At 52.0% G+C, this 16,214-nt stretch carries 16 protein-coding genes and 1 riboswitch; of the genes, 6 read left to right on the top strand and 10 right to left on the bottom strand.

The genetic code is table 11. From position 1 onward, the window contains the following. Nucleotides 1–272: 272 nt before the first annotated feature. On the bottom strand, nucleotides 273–1,358 hold the full coding sequence (aroC, locus tag IEV97_RS11350; protein ID WP_188501625.1) for a chorismate synthase: 1,086 nt from the start codon (nucleotides 1,356–1,358) through the stop codon (nucleotides 273–275). After that, nucleotides 1,355–2,794: a BatD family protein gene (locus IEV97_RS11345; protein WP_188501624.1), complete on the bottom strand. Its 1,440-nt coding sequence runs from the start codon at nucleotides 2,792–2,794 to the stop codon at nucleotides 1,355–1,357. Before IEV97_RS11345 ends, aroC begins: the two co-directional genes overlap by 4 nt. 291 nt (nucleotides 2,795–3,085) lie before the next feature. Here IEV97_RS11345 and IEV97_RS11340 point away from each other — a divergent pair, with 291 nt between their 5' ends. Then, entirely contained in the window at nucleotides 3,086–3,277 is a 192-nt protein-coding gene (locus tag IEV97_RS11340; RefSeq protein WP_076669372.1) for a hypothetical protein, read from the top strand. On the opposite strand, the gene queG is transcribed toward IEV97_RS11340, so the two are convergent. Then, nucleotides 3,268–4,215, bottom strand: a complete 948-nt coding sequence (gene queG / locus IEV97_RS11335) for a tRNA epoxyqueuosine(34) reductase QueG (RefSeq protein WP_373283829.1) — start codon at nucleotides 4,213–4,215, stop codon at nucleotides 3,268–3,270. The two genes, IEV97_RS11340 and queG, sit on opposite strands and share 10 nt — an antisense overlap. Nucleotides 4,216–4,486: 271 nt before the next feature. Between queG and IEV97_RS11330 the strand changes: the two genes are divergently transcribed. The 3 genes from IEV97_RS11330 to IEV97_RS11320 all read left to right on the top strand — a co-directional run bounded on the left by IEV97_RS11330 (nucleotide 4,487) and on the right by IEV97_RS11320 (nucleotide 6,151). Continuing rightward, complete coding sequence (locus IEV97_RS11330; protein ID WP_188501623.1) at nucleotides 4,487–4,933, top strand: RidA family protein; 447 nt, start codon at nucleotides 4,487–4,489, stop codon at nucleotides 4,931–4,933. A 61-nt stretch (nucleotides 4,934–4,994) separates the two neighbouring features. Then, nucleotides 4,995–5,906, top strand: coding sequence for an amidohydrolase family protein (locus IEV97_RS11325; RefSeq protein ID WP_188501622.1), 912 nt, complete (start codon nucleotides 4,995–4,997; stop codon nucleotides 5,904–5,906). Beyond that, complete coding sequence (locus tag IEV97_RS11320; protein WP_188501621.1) at nucleotides 5,879–6,151, top strand: amidohydrolase family protein; 273 nt, start codon at nucleotides 5,879–5,881, stop codon at nucleotides 6,149–6,151. The genes IEV97_RS11325 and IEV97_RS11320 overlap by 28 nt, the downstream gene beginning before the upstream one ends. Nucleotides 6,152–6,248: 97 nt before the next feature. Here the strand turns inward: IEV97_RS11320 and ruvB are convergent, their stop codons facing one another. Further along, nucleotides 6,249–7,292, bottom strand: coding sequence for a Holliday junction branch migration DNA helicase RuvB (gene ruvB / locus IEV97_RS11315; RefSeq protein WP_188501620.1), 1,044 nt, complete (start codon nucleotides 7,290–7,292; stop codon nucleotides 6,249–6,251). 210 nt (nucleotides 7,293–7,502) lie between these two features. Between ruvB and IEV97_RS11310 the strand changes: the two genes are divergently transcribed. Continuing rightward, nucleotides 7,503–8,009, top strand: coding sequence for a phospholipase D-like domain-containing protein (locus IEV97_RS11310; protein ID WP_188501619.1), 507 nt, complete (start codon nucleotides 7,503–7,505; stop codon nucleotides 8,007–8,009). Nucleotides 8,010–8,219: 210 nt separating this feature from the next. Here IEV97_RS11310 and IEV97_RS11305 read toward each other — a convergent pair whose 3' ends face one another. After that, the gene (locus tag IEV97_RS11305) at nucleotides 8,220–9,398 is read right to left on the bottom strand and encodes an acyl-CoA dehydrogenase family protein (RefSeq protein ID WP_188501618.1); all 1,179 of its coding nucleotides are present in this window, start codon (nucleotides 9,396–9,398) and stop codon (nucleotides 8,220–8,222) included. A gap of 801 nt (nucleotides 9,399–10,199) precedes the next feature. After that, nucleotides 10,200–12,677: a TonB-dependent receptor gene (locus tag IEV97_RS11300; RefSeq protein WP_188501617.1), complete on the bottom strand. Its 2,478-nt coding sequence runs from the start codon at nucleotides 12,675–12,677 to the stop codon at nucleotides 10,200–10,202. 65 nt (nucleotides 12,678–12,742) lie between these two features. Then, nucleotides 12,743–12,841, bottom strand: a riboswitch (TPP riboswitch). 237 nt (nucleotides 12,842–13,078) lie between these two features. Between IEV97_RS11300 and IEV97_RS11295 the strand changes: the two genes are divergently transcribed. Next, entirely contained in the window at nucleotides 13,079–13,327 is a 249-nt protein-coding gene (locus IEV97_RS11295) for a hypothetical protein (RefSeq protein ID WP_076669363.1), read from the top strand. A 74-nt stretch (nucleotides 13,328–13,401) separates the two neighbouring features. Here the strand turns inward: IEV97_RS11295 and IEV97_RS11290 are convergent, their stop codons facing one another. The 4 genes from IEV97_RS11290 to pnuC all read right to left on the bottom strand — a co-directional run bounded on the left by IEV97_RS11290 (nucleotide 13,402) and on the right by pnuC (nucleotide 16,187). Further along, nucleotides 13,402–14,277: an aldose 1-epimerase family protein gene (locus IEV97_RS11290; protein ID WP_188501616.1), complete on the bottom strand. Its 876-nt coding sequence runs from the start codon at nucleotides 14,275–14,277 to the stop codon at nucleotides 13,402–13,404. A gap of 12 nt (nucleotides 14,278–14,289) precedes the next feature. Next, nucleotides 14,290–14,811, bottom strand: a complete 522-nt coding sequence (locus tag IEV97_RS11285) for an AAA family ATPase (RefSeq protein ID WP_188501615.1) — start codon at nucleotides 14,809–14,811, stop codon at nucleotides 14,290–14,292. Between the two features lie 429 nt (nucleotides 14,812–15,240). Beyond that, nucleotides 15,241–15,444: a hypothetical protein gene (locus IEV97_RS11280; RefSeq protein WP_188501614.1), complete on the bottom strand. Its 204-nt coding sequence runs from the start codon at nucleotides 15,442–15,444 to the stop codon at nucleotides 15,241–15,243. A gap of 119 nt (nucleotides 15,445–15,563) precedes the next feature. After that, the gene (gene pnuC, locus IEV97_RS11275; protein WP_188501613.1) at nucleotides 15,564–16,187 is read right to left on the bottom strand and encodes a nicotinamide riboside transporter PnuC; all 624 of its coding nucleotides are present in this window, start codon (nucleotides 16,185–16,187) and stop codon (nucleotides 15,564–15,566) included. Nucleotides 16,188–16,214 lie beyond the last annotated feature (27 nt).

The following is a 16,214-nucleotide window of genomic DNA, read 5'->3' as shown; positions in this document are numbered from 1 at the left end:
CAGGCCGGTAGGCGGAGTGGCATCCTGAGAAAGACGCTGCTTCCCCTGCGAAAGGATAGAACCTGTTTCGTGCAGTGTGACCGCAACAGATTCGGGTAGCGCGGAGAATTTAGATTCAGTTATACAGCCTGATGCCGCATACCCGTTGCTCATGAAAATTACGAACAACACGAAGGCCATCATCAAAGGCCTGACACAGGTGGATATGTGAACGCCGCTTATCATCACTACTAACAAATATAATCATTTTAAGCTAAAGCGGCAACATCCTTTCAGGATGTCAGTCTGTTAGCTCGCTGACGTAGCAAGAAATCAGCCAGCACGAGCGCGGCCATGGCATCCACAATGGGCACGGCACGCGGCAGCACGCAGGGGTCGTGGCGGCCTTTGCCCTGCAGGGTGATCTCCTCGCCGGCATCGTTGATGGTTTGCTGGGGTTGCAGGATGGTGGCAACCGGCTTGAAGGCGACATTGAAGTAAATGTCCTGCCCGTTGCTAATGCCGCCCTGTATACCGCCTGAGTGGTTCGTGCGGGTGCGTACGGTGCCTTCATCATCGGTATAGAACTGGTCATTATGTTCAGAACCGCGTAGTTTCACCCCCTCGAAGCCACTGCCATACTCAAAGCCCTTCACGGCATTGATGCTCAACATGGCTTTGCCCAACTCCGCATGCAGCTTGTCGAAGACTGGTTCTCCCAGGCCAACCGGAACGCCCTGCACCACGCAGCTCACCACGCCGCCAATGGTATCCAGGCTATCACGGGCATCTTCTATCAGGCTGATCATGCGGGCGGCTGTTTTGCCGTCGGGGCAACGCACCTTGTTGCTGTCGATCTGCGTGAGGTCGAGCTTGGCGTAATGCTTGCGTACTTTTATACCTCCCACCTGCGACACATACGAGCGCACCGTGATGCCATAATGCTGCAACAGCTTGGCAGCCAAAGCGCCAGCCGCCACGCGGGCCACTGTTTCGCGGGCCGAGCTGCGGCCGCCACCGCGATGGTCGCGCAGACCATACTTAACGGTATAGGTATAGTCGGCGTGGGAGGGGCGGAAAGCCTGCGCCACGTGCGAGTAGTCGTGGCTTGCCTGGTCTTTGTTGCCCACCACCAAGGCTATCGGGGTGCCTGTCGTTTTGCCTTCGAACACACCGGAGAGTATGGTCACCTTGTCCTCTTCTTTGCGGGGTGTGGTGATGTCGGACTGCCCGGGCCGGCGGCGGTCCAGGGCGGCTTGTATTTCCTCTGTTGTGATCTCCAGTCCTGCAGGGCAGCCATCCACGATCACGCCCACTGCCACGCCGTGGGACTCGCCAAAGGTGGTTATTTTGAAAATCTTACCGTATGAGTTGCTCATTTGATATTTCGATACTTTAAGAAAATGAATCCTGACAAGGCCAGCAGCACCAGCAGGATAATGTTAGTATAGCGTTTAATGACTTCGTCCTGATAGAGACTGACCAGGGTATGGTCTTCGTTTTCGATGATCTTGTAAAAAGGGCCCAGATCGCGGGCCAGCACCATGGTGCCCGCTTCGGCTATACCTGTTACCGTCACGCTCAGTTTGGACTGGAGCGTGTCGTACGTAGCCGTTACCGGGTTGAAGTAGATCCACTGGAAGTCGTTGGCCAGGTTGTAAGTACCCGGCACGCGCCCGAGCACGGAATAGGTAAAGCGCTTCACGCCCTGCACACGTCCGGCGCGCAACGTGATGTCCTGCTGCATATCCGGCGGATAAAAGTCGAGTGTACCCGTGGTCGATGGGCTGGGAGGCATGATGGCGGCCAGGTTGCCCTCCCCTTCCAGCTCAAACATATACCTGAAGCTTTTGTTCAACGGCACTGATTGGCTCGACAGCCCTTCCCGCAAGGTATACTCACCGACCGGCACCATATCGCGCAAGGGGTGCGGTGGCAGCTCCTTGACAGGGATAATGCGCTCCCGGGCAAAAAAGGTCTTGTAGCCTTCCATCCTGTCTTCGAGCAGCGTTGGGTTAACGGCCACTTTGTACTTGAGCATGCGCAGCGATAGCTTCGGGAAGTGCAGCGGCTCGGTTGTGAGCGGGTATAGCACCGCTTCGTATAGCCTGAAACGCAGGTATGGCTCGCCCTGCACCAGCACCTGCTCCGGCGTCACTTCATCTATCTCGAACACCTCCTCCCAGGCGTTGGGTTGTTTCAGCTGACGCAGTATACCTGTTATCTGGTTGCCGAAATCATGAAAGTCCAGCAGCCGCTGATCTGCTTCGGCCAGGTAGAAGTACAGCACAATGTTCAGGCCCTCGCCTACGTATACCTCCTTCTTATCGGTGTAGAGCGTCAGGAAAGCATTATCCTCCTGGTCCACATACTCCTGGGGTTTCGCTTCGCCCTGCTCGGGCTGCTCAGGTATAACCAGTTCCGGTTCCTTGGGACTAACCGTAGCCATTGGCCCCACCTTGATCTTCATACCCGCCGACTTCAAGGCCTGTCCATTCACGGTCATGCTGAAGGGCTTAAGCTCGTAGTCCCCTTCGGCCAGGGCAGCATAGTTCTGGGTGACGGTGAGCACTGTGGTGGTCTTACCTCCCGCTATAACCGTTTTGGTGGACGAAAAGCGGTTGCTTTTTTTGAAGCCCTCTATCTCCGGGAAAGGAGAATACTCCTTGAGTTGCTGATCCTGCAGCCTGATGGAAACCGTGAAGTAGGTGTTGATGGGCAGCGGACTTTTGCCTAGCTCAATGCGGGCCTGCTGCCCAAAAGCGGGCACCAACACCAACAGGTATAGCAGCATAAGTAGGAAAGTCAGACGCATAATTCAGGTATAATAGCAAATTTACAAATTCTTGTCGCTATACACCGGAATATTATAGTGCAATTTTCATGAATTCACCGCTTCTGTGTGTTTTGGGTTGACTGGCTGTTGCTGTAAAATACAGGCCTGTTTTCAGCGTTCTGCTATTAGCCAAACAATAATATCCAGCTTGATTTTCTTATTCAGAATCAACTGATTAACGTAGAATTTTACAATTTAATCAAGACTGAATGAACCTTTTAGACTAATTTCGTATAGCAGAATAGAATACCGAAATACCAAACTATAATAATGCTGGAGTACGTTAAAACGATCTTGTTGAAGGTGAGCTTCGACAAAATGCTGTTTGAGAAAGAATTGAGAAAAGCCTTTAAAGTGCTGATTCCCGAAGAACTCAAGCAGTTGAAACAATGGTGCTATGAAAAATTTTCGGAGATGTACCTTTATGTGCTGAACAAGGTATTCTCCAGAGCTCAGGTCTGAGGATCGGGGCTTTGCTCAACGAAGCGGATATTGCGTAGCAGGCCGTTGTAACCTGTTCGTTTCACAGCTGATTTCTTGAACAGCTGCGCAAAGACTTCCTGTGTGATTTCCTCCCAGTCCGACTTCTTCATTTCCTTCAGCTGCGGGTGCGGCTCAAAGGCAGGCTCATGGTGCGGCTTGCTAAACCGGTTCCAGGGACACACATCCTGGCAGATGTCACAGCCGAATATCCAGTTACCGAACTTCCCGTTCATTTCCTGCGGCAGCTGGTCTTTCAGCTCAATGGTGAAGTAAGAGATACACTTGCTGCCGTCTACCACATAAGGGGCCACGATCGCATCGGTCGGGCAGGCGTCCAGGCAGCGGGTGCAGGAGCCACAGTAGTCTTTGATCGGGCCATCGTACTCCAGGTCCAGATCGATGATCAGTTCGGCGATGAAGAAGAAGCTGCCCACCTGCGGGGCGATCAGGTTCGAGTTCTTGCCTACCCAGCCCAGTCCGCTCTTCTTGGCCCAGGCCTTGTCCAGCACCGGGGCAGAATCCACGAAGCAGCGGCCACCCACTTCCCCTACCTCCACGTTTATGTAGTTGAGCAGCGTTTTCAGCTTGTCTTTGATCACGAAGTGGTAGTCGGTGCCGTAGGCGTACTTCGACACTTTGTAGGTGTCCTCGCCGGACTGCTGGTTTTCTTTTTCGGGGTAGTAGTTGAGCAGCAGCGACACCACCGATTTGGCCCCTTCCACGAGCAGCCGCGGGTCCAGCCGCTTGTCGAAGTGGTTTTCCATGTAGTGCATCTGCCCGTGCATGTTCTGCTTCAGCCAGTTCTCCAGTCGCGGCGCCTCCTCTTCCAGAAAATCCGCTTTGGAAATGCCACAGTACATGAAGCCCAGTTCCTGCGCCTTCTGCTTGATGAGGTATGTATTGTGTGCTTTGTTCAAAATATGCGTGTCGCTCAGGTATAGCTATACCTTGAGGAGAACAAATTTAGGGAGAAAAAAGTCCGATTCTAATCTAAGTTTGCTTCAGTTATACCTGCCTCTTGAATTTGCGCGTCCTTTTCTGTCCGATTGCGAACAGGGCTGTACTATTCAGAACACTTATACCGCACCCATCACTTCTCTAAACATCCCCCTAGCCCCGGTAAAGGCACTTTCTTTTGTTGGCATACTCTTAGGTATAGCAGATGAAACTTATAACAGTTTCGAAACTATGAGAAAGAACCTTCTATTACTAATCGCCTTACTCATTGGCTTTGCTTATAACGGGCAGGCACAGGGACAAAAATTACAGAATGGCAAAGTCTTTCATTTGCATCCGAAGGGTGAGCAGGAGTGGAATTATGCCCAGGCCTATCGGAGCGGCAACATGCTATACCTGTCAGGCACCGTCGGGAAAGGTGACATGGACAAGGCGATGGAACACGTATACAAAACCATTGAATTAACGCTGAAGCAATACGGACTTGATTTGACGCATGTGGTAAAGGAGAACCTGTATGCCACAGACATTGAAGCAGCCAAGAAATGTCAGCCCATACGCAAGAGATATTATGATAACCACACACCAGCTGCCACATGGGTTCAGGTATCGAGGCTGTTTGAGGAAGACACTATTCTGGAAGTGGAAGTGATAGCGGAGATTAAGAAGACGGAGTAGCATTTGTATGCACCTATTCTCAGAATAATATACATTTGTCTTGTTCTGTCAATTATCTGCCATGATTCTCCGAGCCCTCGAGTATACCTTTAAAATTACAGTGCTCCTCTGTTGCCTGTTACTTTATGGATGTGGCAATAGCAATCAGCATGTGCTGATAAAACAGGTTAGATTGTATGACGGCTCAACAATCAGGGAGCAGGTGGATGTACTGATTTCGGATGGCGTAATTATTTCGATTGGGGAACATATATCGGATGAAGCCGCTACCATAGTAGATGGGAGAGGCAAGACCATCGTACCGCTGCTGGTAAATGCGCACGCCCATGTGCACGAACCGCTGCACCTAAAAGAAAGACTGGCGCAGGGTATAGGCACGGTACTCGACCTATATACCTCCAGTGAAAAGGCGAAGCAACTCCGGACGTTTAACGATTCTACACATTACGCTACTTACTATACCTCAGGACCAGGAGCTACAGCCCCGGGTGGACACGGCACGCAATTAGGTTATGCTGTACCCACCGTCTCCCATCCTGGCGAGGCGAGTCTATTTATCAGGAATAGGGTCGATGATGGAGTCAATTATATCAAAGTAATCAGGGAGCCCCTACGGTCTACACTAGACTTTGCAACTATTGGAGCACTTATAGAAGCCGCTCATCAAAACGGCAAATTAGCCCTGGCGCATATTTCTACTTTGGACGATGCGCTTGCAGTCAGTGAATTAAAGGTTGATGGATTTGCGCATATTTGGTTTGACAGCGCAATGGATGAAGAGCAACTGGCTCGGCTGGCCACACAAAACCTTTCGTCATGCCAACTTTGTACGTCACAAAGAAACTCCTACAATACGCTGACCAAAAGGAGCTGGCCCTGCAACACCTGCACTTTGATGAGATACAGAGGGAAGTGTATAGATTACACCAAAATCAAATACTCTTATTGGCCGGAACAGATGCACCTAATCTAGGTATAAACTTTCATGATGACTTATTGGAGGAATTGAGATTACTTAAGGCATCAGGGCTTAGCGATTTTGAAACACTGAAAACTGCTACCATTAACCCGGCAATCGCTTTCAATTTCTTGGAGAACCAGCTTATCAAAGAGAATAATAAAGCTAACTTTTTACTGATTGATGGCGACCCAACCAGCGACATTGAGTCCCTCAGCAAAATCATGGGTATCTGGAAAAGCGGGACGAGGATAAAGTAAAGCTCACTTGGTGAAACAAGGTATAGGAAAGGTCATACCTGCTAAAACAAAAAAAGCAGGCCTATAGCCTGCTTTTTTCACATATCACAAACAATAATTATTCAGCCTGATCAAACAAACCACCAGCCACTACTTGCTGCGGTGGAATTTTGCCTAAATGCTTGTAAGCAGCTTCCGTAGCTTCACGTCCGCGGGCGGTGCGTTTGATGTAGCCTTCCTGGATCAGGAACGGCTCGTATACCTCCTCAATCGTCTCTGCCTCTTCGCCGCAGGCCGTCGCGATGGTGGATATACCTACCGGACCGCCTTTGTACTTGTCGATGATGCAGGACAGGATGCGCTTATCCATGTCATCGAGGCCGTTGTGGTCTACGTCCAGGGCAGCCAGGGCGAAACGTGCGATCTCCACATCGATGGTACCGTTGCTCTTCACCTGGGCAAAGTCGCGGGTACGGCGCAACAGGTTGTTGGCGATACGCGGCGTGCCCCGGCTACGGCGGGCAATCTCGAAAGCGGCATCCTCATGTATAGGAGCACCCAATAAAGCCGAAGAGCGTTTCACAATCGAAGTCAGTAGTTCGGCATCATAGTACTCCAGACGTGAGTTAATACTGAAACGGGCGCGCAACGGTGCTGTCAGCAAGCCAGAACGCGTCGTGGCACCGATCAGCGTGAACGGGTTCAGACTGATCTGCACGGAGCGGGCGTTCGGTCCCGAGTCGAGCATGATGTCGATCTTGTAGTCCTCCATGGCCGAGTACAGGTACTCTTCCACAATTGGGTTGAGGCGGTGTATCTCGTCGATGAAAAGCACATCGTTCGGGTCCAGGTTCGTGAGCAAACCAGCCAGGTCGCTGGGCTTGTCCAGTACCGGTCCGGAGGTCATTTTTATACCTGCGTCCAACTCCGAGGCGATGATGTGCGACAGCGTGGTCTTGCCCAGACCGGGAGGTCCGTGCAGCAGCACATGGTCCAGCGCCTCGCCACGGTTTTTGGCCGCCAGCACAAATATTTTGAGGTTCTCCACCACTTTGGCCTGCCCTGTAAAGTCGGCAAAGCTCAGCGGACGGAGCGCCTTGTCTATGTCTTTTTCGACCGGCGACATGTAGTCGTTACTGCCAGTCAGGTAATCTTCTCTCATAAAAATGCTATCTGATTTAGCGCTTTCTGCTATACCTAAAGGTAACAGTTTCAGCGTTGCTTTCGCTCCATTTCTGCAGACGAATTTACTAAATTTTGCTAACTATATTATAGTGATTCACCAAAATTCTAATCAGGTTAGCAAATAAAGGAGTTCGTTTAGAAATCTGATAGGTCTGTAGTACCTTACAAAACTCAAAACCAGCACCCGATGCAAACCCATCAGCAAAGAATCACCAGCCATGCCTTCTTCAGCCCCGGCGACGACTGCCTAAACGCCATCATCGCCTGTATGGACGCGGCCGAAGAAAGTGTAAAAATATGCGTGTTCACCATCAGCGACAACCGAATAACAGAATCCATTGTGCGGGCGCATAAACGTGGTATTGCTATCAAAATTATGACAGACAACCACAAGCTGCACGATGCGGGATCGGACATACAAGAACTCGCTGCCAGAGGGTTGGAGGTGCGGATTGACAAAACGCGCAACCACATGCACCACAAGTTCGCCATTTTTGATGAGTTACGTGTACTGACCGGCAGCTACAACTGGACCCGCAGCGCCGCCCTCTACAACCACGAGAACATCCTGATTACTGACAACCGCAGCATCGTACAGGATTTCAGCGAGGAGTTTGACCGGCTTTGGCAGGATATGATGAAGTACAACCCCGGAGGCAGAAGCAGGGAGGAGTTTTGGGAGCGGGAAGTGTAGTCTGGACTGACCCGCCTACCTATACCTATACCTGGGCCGGCTGTTGCTGTATTTCCTTGCTCTCTGCGATAAAGGCTTATACGACTTCCAGACACTCGCGGGAGCTGCGCACACCGCGAGGTCTACTGAAACAGAAAAGGCAGCCACTCCCGTAGCTGCCTTTCTATATTAAAAGCCCTCCCCTGTTTTTAGGGCCGGGTTGGATGGGGTCTATTTAAACGCTGGTATACCTGTAATATCAGCACCGGTGATGAGCAGGTGGATGTCGTGCGTGCCTTCGTAGGTGATCACTGACTCCAGGTTCATCATGTGGCGCATGATCGGGTATTCGCCTGTAATGCCCATACCGCCGTGGATCTGGCGTGCTTCGCGTGCGATGTGCAGGGCCATGTCCACGTTGTTGCGCTTGGCCATCGAGATCTGTTGCGTGGTGGCTTTGCCTTCGTTTTTCAAGGTGCCGAGTCTCCAGGCCAGTAGCTGCGCTTTGGTGATCTCGGTCAGCATTTCGGCCAGTTTCTTTTGTGTGAGCTGGAAAGCGCCGATCGGCTTGTCGAACTGGATGCGCTCCATGGCATACTTGCGGGCCGACTCGTAGCAGTCGATGGCTACGCCAATCGCGCCCCAGGCAATGCCGTAGCGGGCGGAGTCGAGGCAGCCTAACGGTCCGCGTAGGCCTTCCACGTTCGGCAGCAGGTTTTCTTTCGGTACTTTCACGTTGTCGAACACCAGTTCGCCAGTGCAGCTGGCGCGCAGGCTCCACTTGTTATGAATTTCCGGCGCTGAGAAGCCTTCCATACCGCGCTCCACGATCAGACCTTTGATGCGACCTTCTTCGTTTTTGGCCCACACCACCGCTACCTGGCTCTCTGGAGAGTTGGATATCCACATCTTGGCGCCGTTGAGCAGGTAATGGTCGCCCATGTCTTTGATGTTGGTCGTCATACCGCCCGGGTTAGAACCGTGGTCCGGCTCGGTCAGGCCGAAGCAGCCCAGCCACTCGCCGCTGGCCAGTTTGGGCAGGTACTTTTTGCGCTGCTCTTCCGAACCATAAGCATAGATCGGGTACATCACCAGCGAGCCCTGCACCGAAGCAGTAGAGCGCATACCGGAGTCACCACGCTCGATCTCCTGCATGATGATGCCGTAGCTGATGTAGTCCAGTCCGCCACCGCCGTACTCGGCAGGTATAGTCGGTCCGAAAGCACCCACATCACCAAATTTTCTCACGATCTCGGAAGGGAAGTGCGCGTCCTGCGCCCACTGCTCGATGTTCGGAGAAATCTCGCGCTTCACAAATTCGCGCAGGGACTGGCGAATGAGTTTATGCTCCTCTGTGAGTAAATCGTCAATGTTATAGTAGTCAGGGGCTCCTGATGATTCGTAGGCCATAGCTTATTTTATCTTTTAAGGGTAAGGGTAACACGCAAATATAACAAGATTTCTGAATCTCTAAATAGGGCCCCAACCCCAAGGATTTACAGGGTGGCTGAATTGTTAATTGCTGATTGCTAATTGTTGCCGGTGCACGATTAACCTGCCACTCCGAGGAGGGAATTTTCCTGTCCGAGGAGGGAATTTCCCTGTAAGATTCGGATAGGTGTGCTGGCACGGCATTTGGACAGGTATAGCGGCGCACAATTCGGGCAGGTATAGCGGTTCATGAATGTCGTTACATGGTTCGGTTTGGTATACGGGTGCATGATTGCCGGTGCACGATTCGGACAGGTCGCGACCTGTCCCTACAAGTAGTCACGTTTTCAAAAAGTCCCTACCATGAGGCTCTTCGGGATTTATCTATCCCGAAGCTTCCAAGAGGGCCCCTACCCCCACTGTCGGGGATTTCCTAATCCCCGTGTGTATGTTTTAGTGCTCTCCCGGATTTTGGTGCTCTTTCGGACATCCGTGTCCGAAAGTATTTCTGCCGGGGACATCCTTGTCCCCTATACTTGAAAATACGATCAGCATACGGGGATGTGGACATCCCCAACAGTTAACTTCCGGATTCGGAAATCCGGAAGAGCAGTAGTGTATTTGAAGGCATTGAGAGCATTAGCGTATTTGAAGGTATCAGGGCGCGCCCAGTACCAATCGTGCACCGGCAACAATTAGCAATTAACAATTCAACAAATCCTGATCAAAAAAAAGGCCCCACCAATTGGCGGGGCCTTTCCAAAAAATTCTCAATCTATGTTAAAATCTTAGACCGACAGAGGCCAGGAAGTTACGGGTAGCTTGCGGGTAGTAGAAATTTTCGGTCGTCTGCTCCCCTCCTGCTATGTAGCTGTAGGTATAGCCATTGGCTGCGTAGCGTTCGTTGAAGATGTTATTGACCTGCAGGCCAAGTTCCAACCCTTTCAGTACGCCCGTGAAACCGGTGGTGTAGCGCAGGCGCAGATCACCTACCTGGTAGGCAGGTATAGTGCGGTTCTCGTTCTCGGTATTATCCAGGTATTGCCTGCTCACGGTCTTGTAAATAAACGCTGCCTTCAGGCCTTTCAGCACCTCTACCTCCAGCTGTGTGGCCGACACAAAATCAGGGGAATAGGCAATGGCTGACTCACTGTAACGGTTCAGGACCTGACCGCCATTGTCGTAGTCGTCGATGAATTCTTCGAAGTTGCGCACCTTGTTCTGGCTGTAGCTCAGGTTGCTGCTCAGACTTGCTAAATCACCCAGGCGGACCGCTCCAGCCAGCTCTATACCCTTGCGATAGCTCCTATCGATATTGGTGCGGGTATAGGCACCCACATCGTTGATCTCGCCGGTCAGCACCAGCTGGTTTTTGTAGTCCATGAAGAAGTAGTTCGCTTCCAGACTCGCACCCACTTCACGCCCTACCAGCTCGCCCAGCACCAACTGACCACGGTAGCCGGCCTCTACGTTGCGCAGCGTCTCGTGCTTCGGACGGCTGCTTGCGGTAGACTCGGTAAAATCGTCGCGCACCGGCTCGCGATTACCGATGGCATAAGAGGCGTAGAGCTGATGACCCGGTTTCAACTCGTAGCTTATACCTGCCTTGGGGTTATAGAAGGTAAAATCCACCTCCTGCTCCAGGTTCTCGAAGTTTTTGTCGATGCCCTCGAAGGTATAATTCACGTTCCGCACCTGCATGTCACCAAACAGGCTCAACTGGTCCGTCAGGCTGTAGGTCACTTTGCCGAAAATATTGAAGTCCGTCTTCACGGCATTGTTGTCGTAATAGCGGTCGCCGAGGTTGGATGTAGAGGCGAATCTGGCCCAGATCACCTCTCCGAAGTGATCCCCGTCATACCTGTTCCAGGCACCGCCCAGGGTTGCATTCAAGCGTGGCGTTGGATAATACTGCAAGGCGTAGGTGGCTCCGAAAAAGTCGTTGTCGAGCCAGCGGCGGCGGATCAAATCAGTGCGGCTGATCGTTTCCTCTCCTATCACCACATTCGGCAAACCGTAGCTGGAGAGTTTGTCGTTGGCACGGAACTGCTCGTAGTAGCCGCGGCCATAGGTATAGTGCAGCGCACCCGAGAAAGTAAGCTCCGGGGTGAAATCATGCGACAGGTGCAGTTGGTAGTGATCCTGCTGATAATTGTCTGTTTCGTTGTCGTAGGTATAGTAGTTATACCGGCGGCCGGCGGTGCGCAGGTTCTCCAGGTCGCTGCCTTCAATTCCGTTGCGGTCGATGTAGGCCTGCAGGTCGGCGGCATTGCCATACACCAGCGCCTCCGGTGTGCCATACCAGGCCTGGTAGGTCTGCTCCTGTCCCGAGAAGGTCACGAACTTCACCGTTGTTTTGTCGCCGTAGTAGCCTCCTGAGAAGTACATGGATTTCAGGTCAGAAAAAGCACGGTCGATGTAGCCGTCGGACTTGATGCGCGACAAACGGCCGTCGAAGGCGAACTTGCCGTTGATCAGGCCCGTGCCGAAGCGCACGTTGTTTTTCCAGGTGTTGAAAGAGCCGTAGCTATTGTCGGTTTCGGCATAGGCCTCACGGCGAACCCGCTGCGTCTGAATGTTGATGCTGGCTCCAAAGGCACCCGCTCCGTTGGTGGACGTGCCCACCCCGCGCTGCACCTGCATGTCTTCCACAGAGGAGGCAAAGTCTGGCATGTTCACAAAGAAAGTACCGTGGCTTTCGGAGTCGTTGACAGGTATACCGTTCACCGTCACGTTGATGCGGGTGATGTCGGAGCCGCGGATGCGGATACCGGTATAGCCCACGCCAGCGCCAGCATCGGAGTTCACCACCACCGAGGGCGTCTGCTCCAGCAGGTAGGGCAGGTCCTGCCCGAAGTTGCGCTCCGCTATCTCTTCGCGGGTAACGTTCGTGAAAGTTGTTCCCGTTCTTTCGTTGGCACGGGTAGACGACACCAGTACTTCACCTGTGTTCACACTAGTTGGCTGCAAGGCCAGACGAAGTTCCGTGTCGGCATTGAGTTGCACTTGTCTGCTCAGTTGAGCAAAGCCGAGGTAAGATACCTGCAAGGTATAGCTGCCGGCTGGCAGGTTCTGGAATTGAAAGCGGCCGTCGGGGCCGGAAACGGTGGCTTGGTTGCTGCCGGAAAGTACCACGGTAGCTCCCGCCAGCGCTTCGTTTTGGGCTGCATCGGTTACGTGGCCACTCAGCTTATACTGAGCGAGCAACTGCAATGGCAACAGCATGACGGCTGCCATCACAATCAGTAATTTTTTCATTTGATGTGTAAGAAAAGAATAAGATGAAACATACAGACCTGCCTGGGGCCGGCAGCCTGCTTTACATTGTTTCCCCGTGTTTTTCCCTTCGCCGGCATTACCCGGAATCAGGTTCAATGGGTATGATCTCAGCCCGTTGTTATAAGGCACCCCTAAACTGATGCAAAGGTAGACCCGTTTTTTGATCAAAACAAAGTCCTATGGTGCAAAGAATGGCCAATCCACAGTATCAGCCAGTTAAGTACAATTTTATTTTAACAAAAGCCGATAACCCCTTGCGGGCAAACTACGTTGAAAACAATACAAGGCACGTTTTCAAGCGCCCGCTCCTAACAAAGCTGGATTTGCCAGGAAAACAGGCCGGCTGAAACAATTTTAGAGAGAGTTAAAGAAGAAATGTGATGATGATCAGCTTACTGTATACTTTAGCACTGCTAACGATACTGGCATACTACGCTTTCGCTCCACGCAAAAAATTCAGAGGGTCTTCCTCTACTGATAACGATGACGATGGAGGTGAGCCGCTCGGCGACGATCTGCCAGATCTGGACCTGCCACCCGGCATATCATTGCCCATCAATGATTATGAACCGCACTATGACCTGCGACGCATCAAGGTTCCCAAGTTTCCGGAACCTTCCCTGCAATGAAACAAAATGAAACTAAAAAGTCCCCTGCTCGATCATTCGGCAGGGGACTTTTTAGTTTAAGAGATTCGCTTCTGCTACAGTATTTCCAAGGTATAGGTGCGCTCGAACACATGCATCGGGCTGAGCAGGTTGATACCCTCCTTTTTATCGAGCTCGCCGGACTCCCCGTCACGGCCCGCTATACCGCACCAGGGCTCGATGCACACGTAAGGCGACGGCCCCGGCTTGGCCCAGATGCCCAGGAATGGAAAACCGGGAAAGGTCATTTCGATGCGGCGCTGGTTGGTGCGGCTGCCCAGCGACAGCTTGTCTGAGTTCAGGTTCTTGAACACCAGTGCATCCTTGGCAAAATAGCTGTGCTTCAGGGGCAGCACCCGATCGTGCTCCAGCACTTTTTCCGTGTCGCCGCTCTGCAGCCCTTCGTCCGTGAGCAGGTAGCGGTGCAGGGTTTCTTCTTTCTCGAACTCGATGAAATAGTCTTCGTATTGCTCGCCCGCATAAAAAGGCACGTTAAAGCCCGGGTGGCCGCCGATGGAAAAGTATAGGCCTTTCTTGTCGCGGTTAAGCACCTGGTAAGTGACCGACAGCTTGTTGTTCTCAAGTTTGTAAGCGATCAGGAGCCTGAACTTGAACGGGTATACCTGGTGGGTCTCCTCATCGTCTTCGAGCTCAAACACCAGCTTGTCCTCTTCTTCCTCGATTAGCTTAAATTCCTTGTGCCGCGCAAAACCATGGCGCTTCAGGGCAAAGATCTCGTCTTCGTAGGTATAGGTTCCTTCGGGCAACTCCCCCACGATCGGGAAAAGGTTGGGTGCATGACTGCCCCAGATCTTCGGGTCGGCCTGCCAGATAAATTCCAACCCCTCATCGAGCTTGATGAAGTGCTGCAACTCGGCGCCTTTGCTCTCGACGCCCACTTTAAAGTTATAGTTCTGTAAATAGTATAGCATGGCAAGGTATAGTTATGTCTGATGTTGGAGCAACGCATCGATGTGCCGGGTGGCCTTGTTGAACCGGTCTTCGTGCTGTCCGCTGATCTCCAGATAGGGCACCTGCAGCGCTTCCAGTTCCCGTTTGTACCAGTCATAAAAGTACTGGCGCAGGTGCGGATGCTCCCGCTGCGGATCAGGCTCCCACGGCAAATCAACGCCCATCAGCAGGTAAAGGTTGTAGTCCTGTTGCTTTAGTTTTTGCAGCACCCAGTCGGGACACTCGCCGAAGGCATGCTCGCTCCATATTTTGATCACCAGCAGGTCGGTGTCTGAGAAGAGGATGCGCCCGGCCTGCGCCTGCAGCTGCGCCTCCAGTGCCAGCTGCCCTCTGGCGATCTGCTCCAGGTCCTGCAAGGTATAGGGCCTGTCGAGCGTTTCGACGTAGGTGCGCGCATACTCCGGCACCCACACGGTGTTGTAGTGCGCAGCCAACTGCTGCGACAGCGTAGATTTGCCCGTGGATTCAGGCCCTGTAATGGCGACTTTCAGCATACTGCAAAGGTAGCCCAATTATATAGAAAGTCACCATCGCAGGACCTGCCATAAAAAAGCCGCCACCGGCAGATTTCCCCACCAGCGGCAGCTCTGTTTAACAGCCTCCTACTGTTTATATCATAACATATCTCTAATCTGATTGGCCAGCCAATAAACCGTTTCCACTACAGGCAAAGTCATTCGTTAAGTCGGGACGGAGTAGCTATACCTGCCCTCAAAAATAAACCAGTTTTTATTCATTATACCTTGAATAATACAATCCATCTAACAAAATTTCAAATAAACAGCAGGTGGGTAATATAGCTAGGTAAACGCTGCCTGACAGGAGGTAGAATAGTAAGGAACTTCACAAAAAAAAGCGGGGACACATTCTAAGGAATGTGTCCCCGCTGTACTTTCGTCTCTGGTTAGTGAGACGGGTATTTCTTAATTCTCGGTGAAGCTATAATCATAAAAATTATACACCTCTACCTCTTTGGGGTGCCGATCGCCGTGCTGACAGAGCAACAGGCGCTTGGGGCTCTCGTCCGGGGACTCGTAGCCCCACTTCATACGGTTCTCGTACTTCAGTTCGTCTGGCAATTCAATCTTGCGGTTCATCATACATAGTGTCATTGTAGCGTGGAACATAGGTACTCGCATACTTGGGCGCACTAAAACTCAACGATTGCCTCAGTTACACTCATGTACGGCACATACCATGCCATGACTGCATAAGATAAAAACATAAAACAGGATATTTCCAATAATCACTTTGTAACAGGGGCTGCAGCTTCCTTTTCCATGTCCCGCTTCCAGTCCAGGTAGCCGATGGTAGCCAGTATGAGGAAGATAAAGTACAGAAGAGCCGTCAGGTATAGCTCTTTATAGGTGAACACCCCGATGTACACGACATCCACGGCCAGCCACACCAGCCAGTTTTCGAGGCGCTTCTTGGCCATCATCCAGTAGGCCATCAGGCTCACAGCGGTCGTACCTGAGTCGGTGTACGATAGGTCGGCGTTGGTATAGTTGTCCAGGAAATAGCCGAGACTGGCGGTAAACACCACTGCAAGCGCAATCATCACCCCTAACTCCCGCTGCCCCACTCGGGTCACTTTCCGCTCGGTATGTCCGTTTCCGCCGTAGAGCCATTCGTACCAGCCATAAAAGCTCGTGATGATGTAAAAGGCGTTCAGCCCCATGTCGGCGTAAAGGCGGGCGTCGTAGAACACAAACACGTAAGCCGTTACGCTCACCACACTCACCGGCCAGGTCCAGATGCTTTGGCGGGCCGCCAGCCATACTCCTGCTATACCTGTAATTACCCCTATCACTTCGACCAGGCTCATGGCCTGTAGCGCCGCTGTCATGCTATAGTAAAAATCTGTCATCTATACCTGCGCAAGCCCATGTTTTGG

Source organism: Pontibacter amylolyticus (assembly GCF_014638845.1).
Lineage (GTDB): Bacteria > Bacteroidota > Bacteroidia > Cytophagales > Hymenobacteraceae > Pontibacter > Pontibacter amylolyticus.
Note: the sequence above shows the minus strand (reverse complement) of the source record. Positions and strands in the feature narration are given on the sequence as shown.

Coding starts and splice junctions, on each gene's coding strand:
- IEV97_RS11325 (WP_188501622.1), top strand. CDS start 4,995: ATGATTCTCCGAGCCCTCGAGTATACCTTTAAAATTACAGTGCTCCTC.
- IEV97_RS11285 (WP_188501615.1), bottom strand. CDS start 14,811: ATGCTGAAAGTCGCCATTACAGGGCCTGAATCCACGGGCAAATCTACG.
- IEV97_RS11310 (WP_188501619.1), top strand. CDS start 7,503: ATGCAAACCCATCAGCAAAGAATCACCAGCCATGCCTTCTTCAGCCCC.
- ruvB (WP_188501620.1), bottom strand. CDS start 7,292: ATGAGAGAAGATTACCTGACTGGCAGTAACGACTACATGTCGCCGGTC.
- IEV97_RS11280 (WP_188501614.1), bottom strand. CDS start 15,444: ATGTTCCACGCTACAATGACACTATGTATGATGAACCGCAAGATTGAA.
- IEV97_RS11295 (WP_076669363.1), top strand. CDS start 13,079: ATGATGATCAGCTTACTGTATACTTTAGCACTGCTAACGATACTGGCA.
- IEV97_RS11330 (WP_188501623.1), top strand. CDS start 4,487: ATGAGAAAGAACCTTCTATTACTAATCGCCTTACTCATTGGCTTTGCT.
- IEV97_RS11300 (WP_188501617.1), bottom strand. CDS start 12,677: ATGAAAAAATTACTGATTGTGATGGCAGCCGTCATGCTGTTGCCATTG.
- IEV97_RS11345 (WP_188501624.1), bottom strand. CDS start 2,794: ATGCGTCTGACTTTCCTACTTATGCTGCTATACCTGTTGGTGTTGGTG.
- aroC (WP_188501625.1), bottom strand. CDS start 1,358: ATGAGCAACTCATACGGTAAGATTTTCAAAATAACCACCTTTGGCGAG.
- IEV97_RS11305 (WP_188501618.1), bottom strand. CDS start 9,398: ATGGCCTACGAATCATCAGGAGCCCCTGACTACTATAACATTGACGAT.
- IEV97_RS11290 (WP_188501616.1), bottom strand. CDS start 14,277: ATGCTATACTATTTACAGAACTATAACTTTAAAGTGGGCGTCGAGAGC.
- pnuC (WP_188501613.1), bottom strand. CDS start 16,187: ATGACAGATTTTTACTATAGCATGACAGCGGCGCTACAGGCCATGAGC.
- IEV97_RS11340 (WP_076669372.1), top strand. CDS start 3,086: ATGCTGGAGTACGTTAAAACGATCTTGTTGAAGGTGAGCTTCGACAAA.